General features: G+C 43.8%; 13 protein-coding genes. 10 read left to right on the forward strand and 3 right to left on the reverse strand.

The window, feature by feature from the left end:
* The first annotated feature begins 93 nt into the window (after positions 1-93).
* From RT422_RS03035 to kdsB, 6 genes are all read left to right on the forward strand, one after another.
* Positions 94-1,257 (forward strand): ParB/RepB/Spo0J family partition protein, encoded by a 1,164-nt coding sequence (locus RT422_RS03035; RefSeq protein ID WP_007116638.1) that lies wholly within the window; start codon positions 94-96, stop codon positions 1,255-1,257.
* Between the two features lie 63 nt (positions 1,258-1,320).
* Positions 1,321-1,944 carry a MotA/TolQ/ExbB proton channel family protein gene (locus RT422_RS03040; RefSeq protein WP_050325337.1) on the forward strand — a complete coding sequence of 208 codons (624 nt, stop codon included), beginning with the start codon at positions 1,321-1,323 and terminating at the stop codon, positions 1,942-1,944.
* 30 nt (positions 1,945-1,974) lie between these two features.
* Positions 1,975-2,430 (forward strand): ExbD/TolR family protein, encoded by a 456-nt coding sequence (locus RT422_RS03045; protein WP_007116636.1) that lies wholly within the window; start codon positions 1,975-1,977, stop codon positions 2,428-2,430.
* A gap of 63 nt (positions 2,431-2,493) precedes the next feature.
* Positions 2,494-4,257: a lipid A export permease/ATP-binding protein MsbA gene (gene msbA, locus RT422_RS03050; RefSeq protein WP_313421224.1), complete on the forward strand. Its 1,764-nt coding sequence runs from the start codon at positions 2,494-2,496 to the stop codon at positions 4,255-4,257.
* Positions 4,257-5,360, forward strand: a complete 1,104-nt coding sequence (lpxK, locus tag RT422_RS03055) for a tetraacyldisaccharide 4'-kinase (RefSeq protein WP_313421226.1) — start codon at positions 4,257-4,259, stop codon at positions 5,358-5,360. Before msbA ends, lpxK begins: the two co-directional genes overlap by 1 nt.
* Before the next feature lie 21 nt (positions 5,361-5,381).
* Complete coding sequence (kdsB, locus tag RT422_RS03060) at positions 5,382-6,176, forward strand: 3-deoxy-manno-octulosonate cytidylyltransferase (protein ID WP_313421227.1); 795 nt, start codon at positions 5,382-5,384, stop codon at positions 6,174-6,176.
* A 57-nt stretch (positions 6,177-6,233) separates the two neighbouring features.
* On the opposite strand, the gene RT422_RS03065 is transcribed toward kdsB, so the two are convergent.
* Both RT422_RS03065 and RT422_RS03070 read right to left on the reverse strand, forming a co-directional pair.
* Positions 6,234-7,235, reverse strand: coding sequence for an LLM class flavin-dependent oxidoreductase (locus RT422_RS03065; protein ID WP_036593985.1), 1,002 nt, complete (start codon positions 7,233-7,235; stop codon positions 6,234-6,236).
* Positions 7,236-7,296: 61 nt separating this feature from the next.
* A complete protein-coding gene (locus RT422_RS03070; protein ID WP_128677843.1) occupies positions 7,297-8,223 on the reverse strand; it encodes a LysR substrate-binding domain-containing protein in 927 nt (308 codons plus the stop codon).
* A gap of 541 nt (positions 8,224-8,764) precedes the next feature.
* Here RT422_RS03070 and RT422_RS03075 point away from each other — a divergent pair.
* The 4 genes from RT422_RS03075 to RT422_RS03090 are packed head-to-tail and all read left to right on the forward strand — an operon-like array spanning position 8,765 to position 13,387.
* Entirely contained in the window at positions 8,765-10,363 is a 1,599-nt protein-coding gene (locus RT422_RS03075; protein WP_313421228.1) for an AmpG family muropeptide MFS transporter, read from the forward strand.
* A gap of 4 nt (positions 10,364-10,367) precedes the next feature.
* Positions 10,368-11,210, forward strand: a complete 843-nt coding sequence (gene prmC / locus RT422_RS03080) for a peptide chain release factor N(5)-glutamine methyltransferase (RefSeq protein ID WP_313421229.1) — start codon at positions 10,368-10,370, stop codon at positions 11,208-11,210.
* 55 nt (positions 11,211-11,265) lie between these two features.
* Positions 11,266-12,060 carry a HesA/MoeB/ThiF family protein gene (locus RT422_RS03085; protein WP_313421230.1) on the forward strand — a complete coding sequence of 265 codons (795 nt, stop codon included), beginning with the start codon at positions 11,266-11,268 and terminating at the stop codon, positions 12,058-12,060.
* Between the two features lie 13 nt (positions 12,061-12,073).
* Entirely contained in the window at positions 12,074-13,387 is a 1,314-nt protein-coding gene (locus tag RT422_RS03090; protein ID WP_313421231.1) for an AarF/UbiB family protein, read from the forward strand.
* Positions 13,388-13,399: 12 nt separating this feature from the next.
* Here RT422_RS03090 and RT422_RS03095 read toward each other — a convergent pair whose 3' ends face one another.
* Positions 13,400-15,610, reverse strand: a complete 2,211-nt coding sequence (locus RT422_RS03095) for a DNA primase (protein ID WP_313421232.1) — start codon at positions 15,608-15,610, stop codon at positions 13,400-13,402.
* Positions 15,611-15,614 lie beyond the last annotated feature (4 nt).

Genomic DNA, 15,614 nt, shown 5'->3' on the forward strand with positions numbered 1-15,614 from the left:
GAATCTGCTAAAATAGCCAGTTCAAAAATGGCGGCATTGGTTTAATTTTTTATCAGTCATTTTTAACTATTTAATGGCATTGGGAATTTCGACATGGTTAAAAAGCGTGGATTGGCATCAAATCGAGGACTTGATGCGTTACTCGGCTCAATCAAAACAGAAAAATTGATTACCGGTAATCTAATCGATGCGAGTGTTCGAGCCGCTGTCGATGACGCGAAAAGCGCTGAAAAACTAAATGCCAAATCGAGCGATGATGGGCAAAATGTCGCGGATGATGAATCAGCCGAAGCTAGCGACACTATAGCTGTAGCCAAAAAATCGCCTACAGCTGCGGTAACCCCCAAACCACTCACCCCAAAACCCGCCAAAACAGTAACGTCAAATACCGATAACACACCCATAAATAACGATGCCAATAATAATAGTAATGATAGTAGTAATGTGGCTGGGTTAAATTTGATGCATATCAACGTCGCGTATTTGCAGCGTGGCAAGTATCAGCCGCGCCTTGATTTGGACGAAGATGCCTTGCAAGAGCTGGCAACGTCTATCAAGCAACATGGCGTGATGCAGCCTATTGTGATTCGACCCTTAGCCAAAGTATTGCCCAATTCCCCGATTACCCATGAAATTATCGCGGGTGAACGTCGCTGGCGTGCGGCGCAAATTGCAGGTTTAACCCATATACCCGCCATCATGCGCCCAATGTCAGATGACTTGGCCATCGCTTTGGCATTGATTGAAAATATACAACGGGAAGATTTGAGCGTCATGGAACAGGCTGCCGCATTGCAGCGTTTTCATGATGAATTTGGCATGAGTCATTCGCAAATTGCGGATGTGGTCGGTAAGGCAAGAACAACGGTTTCTAATTTGTTGCGTTTGAACCAATTACATGACGATGTCAAACAAGCGTTAAATGAAGGGCAAATGGATATGGGGCATGCCAGGGCATTATTGGCGCTGTCGCCCAAACAGCAGCCTGTTATTGCCAAAAAAATTATACAAGGTCAACTGACCGTCCGTCAGACTGAAGCCTTAGTCAAAGACATTTTAAATCCAAAAGCGCCGACACAAAGCCAAGAAATTGATTATGATAGGCTGCGACTGAACCAACACCTCTCTGAACAACTCGGTGCCGTGGTAAAAATCAAAGGCTCTTCAAAAGGAAAGGGGAGTATTGAGATATTTTTTCACAATGAAGAGGAATTACAAGCTTTGATTGTGCAGTTTCAGTCGCAACTTGAGCATTAATCTTGCGCATTAGATTAGTTTTCTCAATTTATTAGTCATTGACATGCAAAGGCAGTATAACCGATGTGGGAATTAGTTAAAGCAGGCGGTTGGTTGATGTGGCCCATTGTCCTATGTTCGATTTTGATGTTAATTATCATCATTGAGCGCGCGATAAAACTTAAAGCCAGTACAGTGACACCCGCTCATCTGCGTGAACAATTGATGCAGCAATTGATTGAGCAGGGCGACATTGATCGTGAATCGCTTGAGAATGTCAAACTCAATTCGCCTTTGGGTGATATCCTTGCTGCAGGACTCATGAATCGCCAGCATGGGATTGATTCAATGACCATGCATATGGAAAACCGCGCCAGTATCGCCATTCACCAATTAGAAAAACATATTAATATGCTGGGTACCATCGGTGCTATCGCGCCATTGTTAGGTCTTTTAGGTACCGTACTGGGGATTATTTCATCCTTCTTAGCGATTACTGAAGGCGCAATGCAAGATCCGACCATGCTGGCAGCTGGCGTATCCCAAGCGCTGATTACCACAGCGGGGGGTATGCTGGTTGCGATACCTGCAGTGATGGCATACCGTATTTTTCAGCGCCGTATCATTGATATTAATGCCGCGTTTGAACAAGAAGCGGGTTTGATGATGCAAGAATTACTGGACAATGGTCTAATCACGCCTCGTTAATGGCGTATAGCTGCGTAAAAGAGTCAACCCATGCGATTTCGTAAACCCACGGTCGAACCTTTAGAAATCAATCTTACCCCGATGATTGATTGCTTGCTGTTTTTGATTGTTTTTCTACTGCTGTCGACCACCTTTAACCATTTTAGTAAACTCAATATCATTTTGCCGCAAGCAGAAGGCGTACCGATTACTGAGAAAAGCAAACGCATTGAAATCGCGGTGCAAAAAGATGGTAGCTATTTGGTCAATGGCATTGCTTTATCTGGCAATGGCGAAGCTGAGTTGACGGCAATGATCCGTCAAGAAGCGGGTGAAGACCGAAAGCAGCTATTTGTTATCTCCGCCGATGCCGATACCAGTCACCAATCGGTGGTTAAAGTGATGGATATAGCGGGTAAAATGGGCTTTATGAATTTAAATATCAGTACTGTGATACCTGTCACTTCGCTCGATAGTAATATTGCCCCAGCGCCAGATGTCAAATAATTTTTATGGTTCAATTTACTGATACAATAGCTGTTAAGTCGTTCTTTTATATATTGAGATGCCATGACCGTTTCAAAACCTTCCAATGCTCACCCACGTTGGCAGACCTATCGAAGATTGCTAGGTTATCTCAAGCCGTATTGGTGGGCGATGACGCTAGTCGTCATTGGCTTTACCTTAAATGCAGGCACCGAAGTGGGCATTGCCAAGCTGGTCAAATTCATTATTGATGCGATTAATGATCGTGATCAAGCGCATATCAATCTTTTTCCAGCTTTAATCGTATTGTTGTTTGTACTGCGCGGACTTAGCTCATTTTTGGGTAATTACTTTAGTGCAGTGATTTCACGCAATGTCGTCTATCAGCTGCGTATGCAAGTGTTTTCAAAATTGCTCAGATTACCTAGCCAATTTTATCTCAACCACAATGCCGGTCAGATTTCTGCAAAATTAATCTTTGATGTCGAGCAGGTGACTGCGGCGGGTACCGATACGCTCAAAACCTTGTTACGCGATGGTTTGACTGTGATTGGGTTGTTGGCGTTTTTGCTTTACAGTAATTGGAAATTAAGCCTGTCGTTGTTTGTGGTATTGCCGCCGATTTTATTGTTAGTCAGTAAAGCCAGTAAACGCTTTCGCAAGCTGTCGCGCGGTATTCAAAAATCCATGGGTGAGGTCAGTCATATTACCAATGAAGTCATCACAGGCTACCAAGTGGTCAAAAATTATGGCGGTCAGCAAAATGAGCTAACGCGGTTTAATAACGCCTCTTTAACCAACCTTAAACAAGGGCTAAAAGTGGTGGTGACCAATAGCATCAATACCCCATTAATTCAATTATTGATGGCGTGCGCGATGGCTGTGGTGGTATGGATTGCGTTAAGACCCAATGTATTAGGCGACACCACCGCAGGCGAGTTTATCGCTTATATCAGTGCAGCAGGGCTACTGAGTAAACCCGTGCGCTCGTTGACCGATATCAATCAAGGCTTGCAAAAAGGTTTGGCGGCGGCGGATTCTATATTTGAGATGCTCGATGAAGCCGAAGAAAAAGACACGGGCAAGGTTGAAAAAACCCTGAGTGGTAAAATAGTACTTAACGACCTAAGCGTCACTTTTGAGGATGGCAAACAAGCGCTCAATAACGTAAATTTGGTGGTCAATCCCGGTGAAACGGTGGCGTTAATCGGTCGCAGTGGCGCAGGTAAAACCACCCTAGTCAACTGTCTGATGCGCGCGCTAGAGCCTACAGCGGGCAATATTTATCTTGACGATGTCGCTATCGAAGATTTGACATTACATTCACTGCGTAGTCAGATTGCCAGCGTCAACCAACAAGTGGTACTGTTTGATACCTCTATCCACAACAATATCGCCTATGGCGAATTATCTAATCGAACCTCGGAGCAAGTGATTGATGCTGCAAAATCAGCCTTTGCGCACGATTTTATCATGCAGTTGCCGCAGGGTTACCAATCAAAGATTGGCTCACAGGGTCTGCAGTTATCTGGCGGACAACGCCAACGCTTATCCATTGCACGCGCCCTGCTAAAGGATGCGCCTATCTTGATTTTGGATGAAGCCACGAGCGCGCTAGATAACGAATCAGAATTTTATATCCAAAAAGCGCTGGAGCGCGTCATGCATGGCAGAACCACCATCGTTATCGCGCATCGATTAACGACCATCCAAAATGCCGATAAAATCGTGGTCATGGATAACGGTGAAATCATCGAAGTCGGTACCCACGACAGTTTGCTAGCCGCGCAAGGTACGTATGCCAAGTTGTATGAGCGTCATTTTGAAGAGGACATATTGTCAAGCTAATGCAACAGACACTACTACAGGCGTGGCGCAACAAATCTCTGTGGCTATGGTTGTTATTGCCCGTGTCTTGGTTGTATGGGTTGGTTTTTTGGCTCAATAAAACTATTTATCGACTAGGGCTAAAACCCGTTTATTATCCCAAGGTGCCCGTCATTGTAGTGGGCAATATCACGGTTGGCGGTAGTGGTAAGACGCCGCTAATCATTGCGGTGGTAACTTACCTGCAGCAAAAAGGGGTGACAGTCGGGGTCATCAGTCGTGGCTATGGCGGACAACCCAAGCTGATGCCTTGTCTCGTGACAACAAATTCAAAGCCCAGTGACGTTGGTGACGAGCCGTGTCTGATTGTCCAGCGTACAGGTGTGCCAATGGCAGTCTGTCCAAACCGCGGGCAGGCAATTGAGTTATTGCTTGAGCAATATCCAAGCATTCAACTTATTTTGGCAGATGATGGACTGCAACATTTTGCCTTGGATAGGGATGAAAACTGGATTGTCGTCGATGCCGATCGCGGCTTTGGTAACCGCCAGCTATTGCCCACAGGCTTTCTGCGCGAACCGATTAAACGCCTGTATCAGCCCAATACCACCGTCATATTTCACCAAAGTGATTGGCAAGATACGCAGACTTTAACCAATTTTTCAAATAGCCTAAGCAGAAATTGTCATAGCATATCACCCGATGTTCGCATGCGTTTGCTACAAAAACCCCTAGTACCTTTATTTAAAACACCTTTATTTAAAACGTGTTCGCAAAATAGCTTACCTGCCCAACAAGTGATTGCCATGACGGGGATTGGATTGCCGCAGCGTTTTTTTAATAGCCTAAGCCAATTAGGGTTTGACATCATACCGATGCCATTGAATGACCATCACACTTATAGTTTGCAAGATTTTGCCAACTTGCCAAAGTTACCGATTATCGTCACCGATAAGGATGCGGTCAAATTGCGTGTTTTGTTCGCCCAAGGTCATGAAAAAAATGACATTGCAACAAATATCTGGGTGTTACCGGTAGAAGCCGAATTATCACCCGCCTTTTATGCGTTAATCGACCGACAAATCGGTGAGTTGGTTACCCTTGCTGACAATGCTGACAATTAAAAAACTTGTAGGAAATACACTATGTTAAAACATGTGGTCATACCAGCCCGTCTAAAAAGTACCCGACTACCCAACAAACCACTGTTAGAAATTCATGGCAAGCCGATGATTCTATGGGTGATTGATCGTGCCAATGCGGTAAAATCGGCGGAAATTGCCGATGATATTTTTGTGGCAACAGATGATGATAGCATCGCTAAACTGTGTCAAGACTATGGGGCAAATGTCATCATGACTGACCCCAATCATGCGTCTGGCACTGATAGGCTTGCTGAAGTAGCTAGGCTTCAGCAGTGGTCAACTGAAGATATCGTGATTAATATGCAAGGCGATGAACCACTCGTGCCTGCAGGGCTCATCAAACAAGTGACTGAGCTTCTGCTACAAAAAAAAGATTGCGTGATGGCGACTTTGGCTGAACCCATCCAAAGCCTTGAAGAGTTTTTACGGCCATCGGTGGTCAAAGTCGTCAAAAATGCCCACAAGGAAGCCTTGTATTTTAGCCGAGCGCCAATTCCTTGCGATCGCTATACAGCATTGTTGACTGACCAGCCAATCAGTGGGGAAAATAGCGCGCCAAAAAACGCTTACCGACATCTAGGGATTTATGCTTATCGGGTCAGTTTGCTACAACAATTTAGTGTTTGGCAGCAAGGCGAGCTAGAGCAGCTTGAATCATTGGAACAATTGCGTATTTTGGAGCAAGGCATGCGTATCGCCATTGATATCGCTTCAGAATTGTTGCCGCCCGGTGTAGACACGCAAGAAGATTTGGATCGGCTCAATGAGTTGGCGTTATCAGAATTATTGAAATAATAAAAAAGCCCAAGTTAGTCTTGGGCTTTTTTATGGTTTGCGTTTTTATGGTTTTGATTAGCTGTTTAAGCTAAATAAATCAAGCGCCTTCACCAATGATAAGGAGTTGAGGCGGGCTTGTTGGTCATAAATATTACAAGTGACAATCAATTCATCAGGGCGGATAGTCTCAAGAAAATGGTCAAGTTTTGGTTTGACACTGTCAGGTGTACCGACAAACGAAATTGCCAACGACGATTCAACCATGTATTTTTCTGCAGAGGTCCAAAAAGCATCAATATTCTCAATCGGTTTTGGCATTTGTGAGGGTTTACCACGGCGCAAATTGACAAAACTTTGCTGCGCTGAGGTGAATTGGTAAGCGGCTTCCTCGTCGGTGTCGGCCAATAGCAGGTTACTTGCTACCATCACATAAGGTTGTTGCAAGTAGGCAGAAGGCTTGAAATTCTCACGGTACAATGTCACCGCTTGCGATAACATCTGCGGCGCAAAATGCGACGCAAATACATAAGGCAAGCCTAATGCAGCAGCGAGACTGGCACCAAATAAAGACGACCCTAAAATCCAGACAGGCACATTTAAGCCATTAGCCGGCATGGCAGTCACTGTCTGACCATCGAGCGGGTCAAAATAATGCATCAGCTCTTGCACATCTTGCGGGAAGTTTTCGGCATCATTCATGGTGCGGCGCAACGCACGGAAGGTTGCCCCATCCGTACCAGGGGCACGGCCGACGCCAAGATCGATACGTTCGCCATACAAAGTGGCTAACGTACCAAACTGCTCTGCGACCACTAAGGGTGCATGGTTAGGCAACATGATACCACCCGAGCCAATTCGTATCGTTGAGGTGTGAGCGCCAATGTGAGCTAGCAACACACTGGTTGCAGTACTGGCAATGCCACGCATGTTATGGTGCTCAGCCAGCCAATAGCGGTTAAAACCTACTTGTTCGGCAGTTTGGGCAACAGTCACCGCTTGCTTAAGGGCGTTTTTGGCGTCACTGCCTTCAGGTACAGGAACAAGGTCTAAAAATGAAATAGGGATTTGTTTGGTCATCTTTGTAGTCATCATAAAAAGAATAGTAGTCCCTTTATAATGACGAATCCAAAAAAATCAATCACCCAAATTGTTGCTGACAAATATCAATGAAAGCTTTGCCAAAATTACGGATATCTCCATCGACACGGGTGGCTATCCACGTCACATGTTTTCCAAAAATTTTCGTTGGAATTTTGACAAGATTGCGATAATTCTGACCTTCAAATGCCATTTCAGCAATTGTGCCCACGCCCATACCAATACCGACATAGGTACTAATCACATCGGCATCCAAAGCAGTAAGTACAATATTAGGTGTCAGTTCTGCCGCACTAAAGGCTCTATCAATCGCACCACGACCCGTAAAACCACCGTGATAAGTGATAATCGGATAATTCGCTAAGGTTTGGATATCAATCTCAGTGCGATTCTCAAGCTCATGTCCCACGGGCACAATCACATGATGATACCAATCATAATAGCGAATACAGTGTAGATTATCGTGCGCAAGCAGCGATTCAGTTGCGATGCCAATATCGGCTTGACCTTGTGCCACCATATTGGCAATCGACTCAGGGTCAGCTTGATGCAAAATTAGATGGACATTGGGAAATTGTTGTTTAAAGCGCTGTACCACCCAAGGCAACACATAACGTGCTTGGGTATGCGTCGTGGCAATTGATAATTCACCCTGATGGGGATTTTGAAAATCTAAGGTTAAATTTTCAATCGACCGTACTTCCACAAAGATTTTTTCAATATGCGGTAGTAGCAGCTCACCGATAGGGGAGAGACCCACCAATCGTTTACCCTGACGCACAAAAACTTCCGCCCGAAGCTGACTTTCGAGCGCGGCAATATGCTTACTAAGACTGGATTGACTGGTGTGTAATACTTTGGCGGCTTGGCTCAAATTGTAATTATTAATCACAGTCTGCCAAACGGTTTCAAGTTGTTTGAGTTGAATTTGTAAATAACGTTGATTGATGACAACATTGATTGCCATAAAATGACCTTAATAAAAAAACGAATAAAAAAACGAAATAAAATGCTCGTTATATGAGCTTGGTTGAACTTAAATATTAACAAAACTAGGCATTACCGCCATATCTGTGTTAGACACCGCGCCTGCCATGCTACTATCAATTACAGATATGCTTTCAATATCAGGTACCGTGACATGATAGGCATTATTTTGCTGATAGATAGCAATCGGCTATTGCATAATTTGCCTCAAAGCTGCTAACAAAAAGGTTGAAAGTCATCGCAGGGTGTCAAGTATAGCATATTACCATAAAATAGCAGGTTCAAAACCTAGCTGCTTACGTCAGGCATATTTAATAGGCTTAAAATTTAAAAAATTGAAATATGACAAGTCTGTAGACATTGACTCAGTTATCGACTTGATTGCAGTGCTGCCTTGTTTCAGATATCGACGTTTCAGACAGCCATAATAATTTTAGTTTGTCTAGACCTAGAAAACCGCTACAATAGCAAGATTTTAATGAAGTTTTGTGGTAAATCGTGCGTGACGAGTGAGAGGTAACATGGAAATATCAAAACAACCTGTGTCAAACGACCAAGCAGCGCTACCAAGCGAAAGCTCAACAGGCACAAAAAAGTCTTGGGGCGAAGCCATCAAAGCCTATATGGACAAGCGCGCTTGGGTGATGTTGCTATTGGGTTTTTCTTCAGGTTTACCTTATCTATTGATATTTTCTAGTTTATCAATTTGGCTCAAAGAAGCAGGATTTGATATCAAAATTATCACCATGTTTAGTTGGGCGATGCTGGGATACTCGTTTAAGTTTGTTTGGTCGCCCCTCGTCAATGCCGTGCCGATTCCGTTGTTAACTAAAATGCTAGGACAACGCCGTAGTTGGCTGGTTGTGGCACAAATTGTGGTCGCCTTTGCAATTTTCATGCTTGGTAGTTTTAATCCCACCAGTGATGTTGTACTCGATTATATGGCATTTTTTGCCGTGTTATTAGGTTTTTCAGCGGCGACACAAGACATCGTGATTGATGCCTATCGCATTGAAATTGCTGAAAAATCTATGCAGCCCGTACTCTCTGGTATGTTTATGGCAGGCTATCGCATTGGTCTGATTGTTGCAGGGGCAGGGGCGCTGTTTTTGGCAGAATATTTTGGCTCGACCAAAGCCACTTACAACTACGCTGCTTGGCAACAAACCTATTATATTATGGCCTCTTTGATGCTCATAGGGGTTGTCACTACCCTTTTGATTAAAGAACCCACCGTCACCCGTGTGCAGCATGAACGCCCGATGTCGGATTATTTTCAACTGTTTTTACTATTTTTAATTTCAGTGATTGCGCTGATTGCCAGTTTTATTGGCATCGGTCATGTGCTTCCAGCGACTGAGTCAAAGTTTTTGGGCTTTATTTATGAGAGTATTAAATTTATTGGCGCTGTGGTTATCGCCATTAGCACCGCTTTAGTGTTATTAAAAGCCAAAATCATTAAAAAGCAAGTCGCGGTTGACATGTGGGTCGCGCCGATTCAAGACTTTTTCATTCGTTATGGTAAAAAAGCCGTGTGGCTGATTTTATTGATAGGCTTGTATCGTATTTCAGATATTGTGGCAGGTACGACGTCAAACTTGTTTTATGTCAATTTAGGCTTTAGCAAAACCGATATCGCCTTGGCGGTCAAAACCTTTGGTATGGGGATGTCAATTGTAGGTGGTATTCTAGGCGGTTTGCTTGCTGAGCGTTTTAAAATCATGAACGCTATGTTGATTGGTGCTATTTTAGCGTCAGCGAGTAATTTATTGTTTGTGATTTTGGCGGGCAAGGGACATGATTTTTTTTATATGTACTCAGCGGTGATGTTTGATAACCTCGCATCAGGTCTAGCAAGTGCCATCTTCGTCGCCTTTTTATCGGTATTGACCAATATTCGCTTTAGCATGGTACAGTATGCACTGCTTAGTTCATTGATGACGTTAACACCAAAGATTTTAGGTGGCTACTCAGGTGCGATGGTAGAAACCATGGGATATCCTGCTTTCTTCACCTTTACCGCATTGATTGGCATTCCTGTGCTGTTGTTGATTTATATGGTAGATAAGCATGTGATGAGCCAAGATGCGACAAGAGGCGATAACATCACCCATGAATAACCCAATGTCATCTTATACTATTCAATCATTGTTGGCTGTACCAAGCACGGTTGAAAAACACATCCGCAAACAGTTGCTGGGTGAATATCTTCATGTAGGGCAAACTTATCTTATTACCCATGATAGCGAAATGGTAACTGCAGCAATAGTCACTCAATATTTTGCTGCGCTAGAGGAGTTGATAGCCGGTAAACCATTCGCTTATGTGCTCGGTAAACAAAGTTTTTGGCAGCATGAATTTTTAGTCAATCAGCATACTTTAATACCGCGTCCTGATACTGAGAGGTTGATAGAAGCGGTGCTTAACCATCATAAAAATAGCCTAAGCAAACAAATGAATATCTTGGATTTAGGCACTGGGTCAGGTTGTATTGCCATCACGCTGGCAGAAGAATTTAAAAATTCATCCGTTAGTGCAGTAGACAAATCACCTCAGGCACTGAGCGTTGCAACACAAAATGCTAAAAGAATAGGGGTTAGTAATATCGCGTTTTTTGAAGGCAGTTGGTATGAACCCTTTATGACAGCCCATGGAGATGAAAGCAATAAATTTGATATTATCGTATCTAATCCACCTTATATCGATCCCAACGATCCCCACTTGGCAGGTTTAACTGATGAACCCATTAGCGCGCTAATCGCGGATAATAAGGGAATGTCGGACATCTGTCATATTGTCAAAACTGCGCCACAATTTTTACAGCCTCATGGGTTATTAGCGATTGAACATGGGCATGAACAGGGTGAACAGGTTAGGGATGTGTTTCTGTCAAATGGCTTTGGCGATGTAATCACCGTCAAAGACTATGGGCACAATGAACGAGTAACGCTGGGTGTACTAAATTAGTGTACTAAATTAATGGGCTAAAATAGCCTAAGTAAATATGTGAAATTTAACAACTATGTCAGAACAAACAGAATTAACCGATGCAGAAATGCTACGCTATGCCCGCCAAATATTGCTAGAAGGGTGGGATATAGAAGCACAAACGCGGCTAAAAAATAGCTGTTCAATTATTATAGGCATGGGCGGGCTAGGTTGCCCACTTGCAGAGACCTTGTGCCGTGCTGGCATTGGCAAGCTACTGATTATTGACGATGATACGATTGATGAGAGCAATCTGCAACGGCAGTCGTTGTTTACCCCTAATGATATCGGTCAATCTAAAGCGCTAGTAGCCAAAGCTAAATTACATGAAATCAATGCATTTTGTGACGTTATCGCCATACAAGCACGTTTAACAGCAGATAATTATCAACAAATGGTTGAACAAGCGAAAATAAATAGCCTAAGCAAATTGATATGCGATTGCACCGACAACTTCAAAACACGAGACCTCATTAATACCATCGCTGTCAAGTCAAATTTGTCGTTATTATCAGCCTCAGCCATAGCGCAAACCGGGCAACTGGCATTATTTGCGCCGCAGCAAGGTTGCTATCATTGCTTGTTCCAAGGGGTAGGGGATGATGAGCGAAATTGTGCCACTAGCGGCGTGCTTGCCAGTACCACCCAAATCATCGGCAACCTTCAAGCCCAAGCGGCTTTAAGTTTTTTGGGACTGGGCATCAATCCTATAGCGCAAACGTTATTGCTATGGAACGGCAAAACCATGAATCTTAAAAAACTTCACTATCGTAAAGACGCTAACTGCGAGATTTGTAGCCAACCATCGGCTATCGCAGACGTAATTTAAACTAGAGTTAATCATGCAAAAAAATCACTTTTTAAAAAAATCCTTAAATGTCATTCAGCGGGTCGGGAAGACGGCAACTGTGGCTGGCAAAGCAGGGCTGCGTATCGCCCAAGGTGAAAAAATGACCCCAACGCTGCTGCGCCAAAGCTTTGAAGAGTTGGGTACTACCTATATCAAAATCGGTCAGTTTATTGCCAGTACCCCATCCATTTTTCCCCGAGAATATGTGACAGTATTTCAAGGCTGTCTGGATCAAACCACGCCCATGCCTTATAGTTATATCGAAGGCGTCTTAAGAGAGGAACTGGAAAAAGATGGGCAGACCTTAGAGGATATTTTTCAAAGTATTGAGGTCCAACCGCTAGCGTCTGCATCCATCGCCCAAGTTCACAGTGCTATTCTAAAAAATGGCGATAATGTGGTGTTGAAAGTGCAAAAACCTGAAGTAGACACCATCATTCAAACCGATTTAGGCATGATGGTTGGATTAACTAAACTTATTGATAGTATCGCACCGTCGCTAAAATTTGCCAGTGTTTCACCCATTATTGATGAAATCCGTTTGCGTATGGCAGCAGAAACGGACTTCTTACAAGAAGCCAAAAACATTGATGATTTCCAAGATTTTTTGAAAAGAACCGACAATCATAAAGTAGTCGCGCCCGATGTTTATCATGATATCAGTACCAAAAAAGTACTTGTCATGACCCGGTTCTTTGGGGTGTCGATGATTGATGATGCTGCCATGCGTCAATACTGCAAATACCCAGCACAGGTGATGACAGATACTTTAAATACGTGGTTTTCTAGCTTGATGCTGTGCAATAGTTTTCATGCTGATTTGCACGCAGGTAATTTGATGTTGTTGACTGATGGTCGTATTGGCTTTATTGATTTTGGGATTGTCGGTAAACTTGAACCCAAAGCGTGGCAAGCCAGTATGGGCATGATGGACAGTTTTGCTAAAGAAGACTATCGCAGCATGGCACATTATATGGTTGAAATGGATATGACCCATGCGCGAGAGCAAGTCAATGTCGATGTCCTTGCCCAAGATATTCAATCAGTGATGAAAAAAATCTTGGCAGATGATAGTTTGTTTATGGGAAAAACCATTGACCAAACCATGCCAAATCGCTTGAAAGATCATACTGATGAAATCAACCAAATGTTGCTTGAAATGGTGGAAGTCGGTAAACGCCATGGCATTCACTTCCCAAGAGATTTTGCACTACTCACCAAACAACTATTATATTTTGACCGCTTTATGAAAGTACTTGCCCCTGAGATGGATATGTTTCATGATGCGCGGATTAAAATGGCATAAACACGCGATGAATTAATCCTCTTTGCGCTGTAGCCATGTTCTAAGCCAAGTTAAAATCGCTTGGTGGTGTTTGATACATAGGCTCAGCGCCTTTAAGTCTGCTTTTAGGGTTTTTTGTTCGCGCTGTAGGGTTTCTAACATCAGTTGAACCACCAACTCTGTCACCAGGTCTGAGATATCATCAATATTGCGCTGACTGAGTTCCTTAAAAAACCGCGCCCAATGTTTGATAAGTTTATTTTGCTGCTCTGATGTCAAGCCCGCCAGTATAAAATGCGCTTTGGCATTGATTCGCTCGTAAGTTGACCATTTTGGGTTATCAAAATCCTGCAATCTTGACTGAATGGTTTGAATCCAAGTAATCAACTTCAATAATTCTTCATCGGCAATGGCTTGCCAAGTTAGGCAGCAGCTTTCATCATAGTTTTTGCAGGGCGCATCGATGACATCCGTGATAACACCAGTGTTGCCAGTTGAATTTTCGTCCAATCGAATCGGGGCTGTCGGTTTGGTAGATGGGTGTTTCGGTTTAAAAACGTTAGCCGCTTCGCTGCGCTGATAAATATCGCGGATGACAGATTGGCTAATGCGGTTATTTTCCAGACTGCCTAACAGCTCTGGTTGAAACAAAAAACACAGCTGCAGATGCAGTTGTACCGTCAATTCGCTATCAAAATTGAGCAGGGCATCTTGCGCTTGCCGTGCTTGGTTTTTTCGCCCCAATCCCATTTTGTTTTTGATGTCTTCACGCAGCAACCAGCCATAACTGCCTTTTGGCAGTTTTTGGGTCAGCGCAGAGAGCTGCTGCAAAATTTTGCTGCGATTTTCAGGGGTATTGGTAGGATATTGACGCGTCAGACTTGAGTATAAATAGGCTGATAGGGGAACCGCTTGGGCGATTTGTTGCTGCATCGCTAACAAACCATGCGCTTTGACATAACTATCCGGGTCATGATTATCTGGCAGTGTCAAAAAGTGTAATTCCTTGCCATCAGTGAGCGCAGGCAACCCCACTTCCATGGCACGCCAAGCGGCTTTTTGTCCTGCACTATCGCCATCAAAACTTAAAGTAAGTATGGGATTAAATTGCAGTAATCTTTCGATTTGTGATTGCGCCAGCGCTGTTCCCATGGAGGCAACTGCGCCATACACGCCCGCTTGATGAAGGCTTATGACATCCATATAACCTTCAACCACCAGCCAGTCTTTGGCTTTGGCCTTGCGACCTTCAAACAGACCATATAACACGGCTTGTTTATGAAATACAGGTGAATCTGAAGAATTGATATACTTGGGCTGTTCGTCATCAGATAGGGTGCGACCGGCAAAGCCGATAACACGCCCTTGTTGGTCGCGGATGGGAAAAATCACGCGATTGCGCAGCAAATCAAAATCCCGCCCGTTTTGCGAAGTGCGCACCAATCCCAGAATTTTCAAACCTTCAATATCTTGGGGGAAAGCTTCTTCAAGATGTTGCCAACCGTTTGGGGCAAAGCCTAAGGCAAATTCTTCGATAGTGTGTGGCGTCAATCCACGTTTGAGCAAATAATGTTGGGCAAAGCTATTTTGCTGTAATTGATGTTGATAAAACTGGCAGATTTGGGTCAGTAAGTCGTATAAACTTGATGAACTATCCTGCGGACTGCTATTACCCATGCCATCAAAGGGTGAAAACCCGCCAACGCTTGCATCATCATAATCAGCAAAAGGGATAAAGCTCACATCTAAGTCATTAGACGTTTGAAAATCATCAAAAGCGTCTATCCACAAAGCCTCTGCATCGTCAATAGACGGACGCTCGGCAACATCTGAGTCAGAGAGGGCTTGAGCAGGACTTTGAGCCAGATTTTGATGAGAGGATGCCCTTGCTTGCGATACAGCAGGTTTGGTTTGAACGGGTGTTTTTTTATAGGTATGTGATTTATTAATAGGTTCTTTGGGCAGCTCAATCCCCGTTTGACGGGACAGTTCTTTGAGCGCTTCACCCGCGGTGAGGTTTTCGTACTCTTTCAAAAAGGTGAGCGCATTGCCTGCGACACCACAGCCAAAACAGTTATATAGCCCTTTTTGCGGATTGACAAAAAATGAGGGCGTTTTTTCTCCATGAAAAGGGCAACAGCCTTTGAATTCATTGCCCGAACGTTTGAGCTCCACATGCTTGCCAATAATCTTGACGATATCGGCATTAGCAATGATTTGATCAATGATGGCATTGTTACTCATGGTA

It is taken from the genome of Moraxella sp. CTOTU49803, from assembly GCF_032097965.1.
In the GTDB taxonomy this organism is placed as follows: domain Bacteria; phylum Pseudomonadota; class Gammaproteobacteria; order Pseudomonadales; family Moraxellaceae; genus Faucicola; species Faucicola tetraodonis.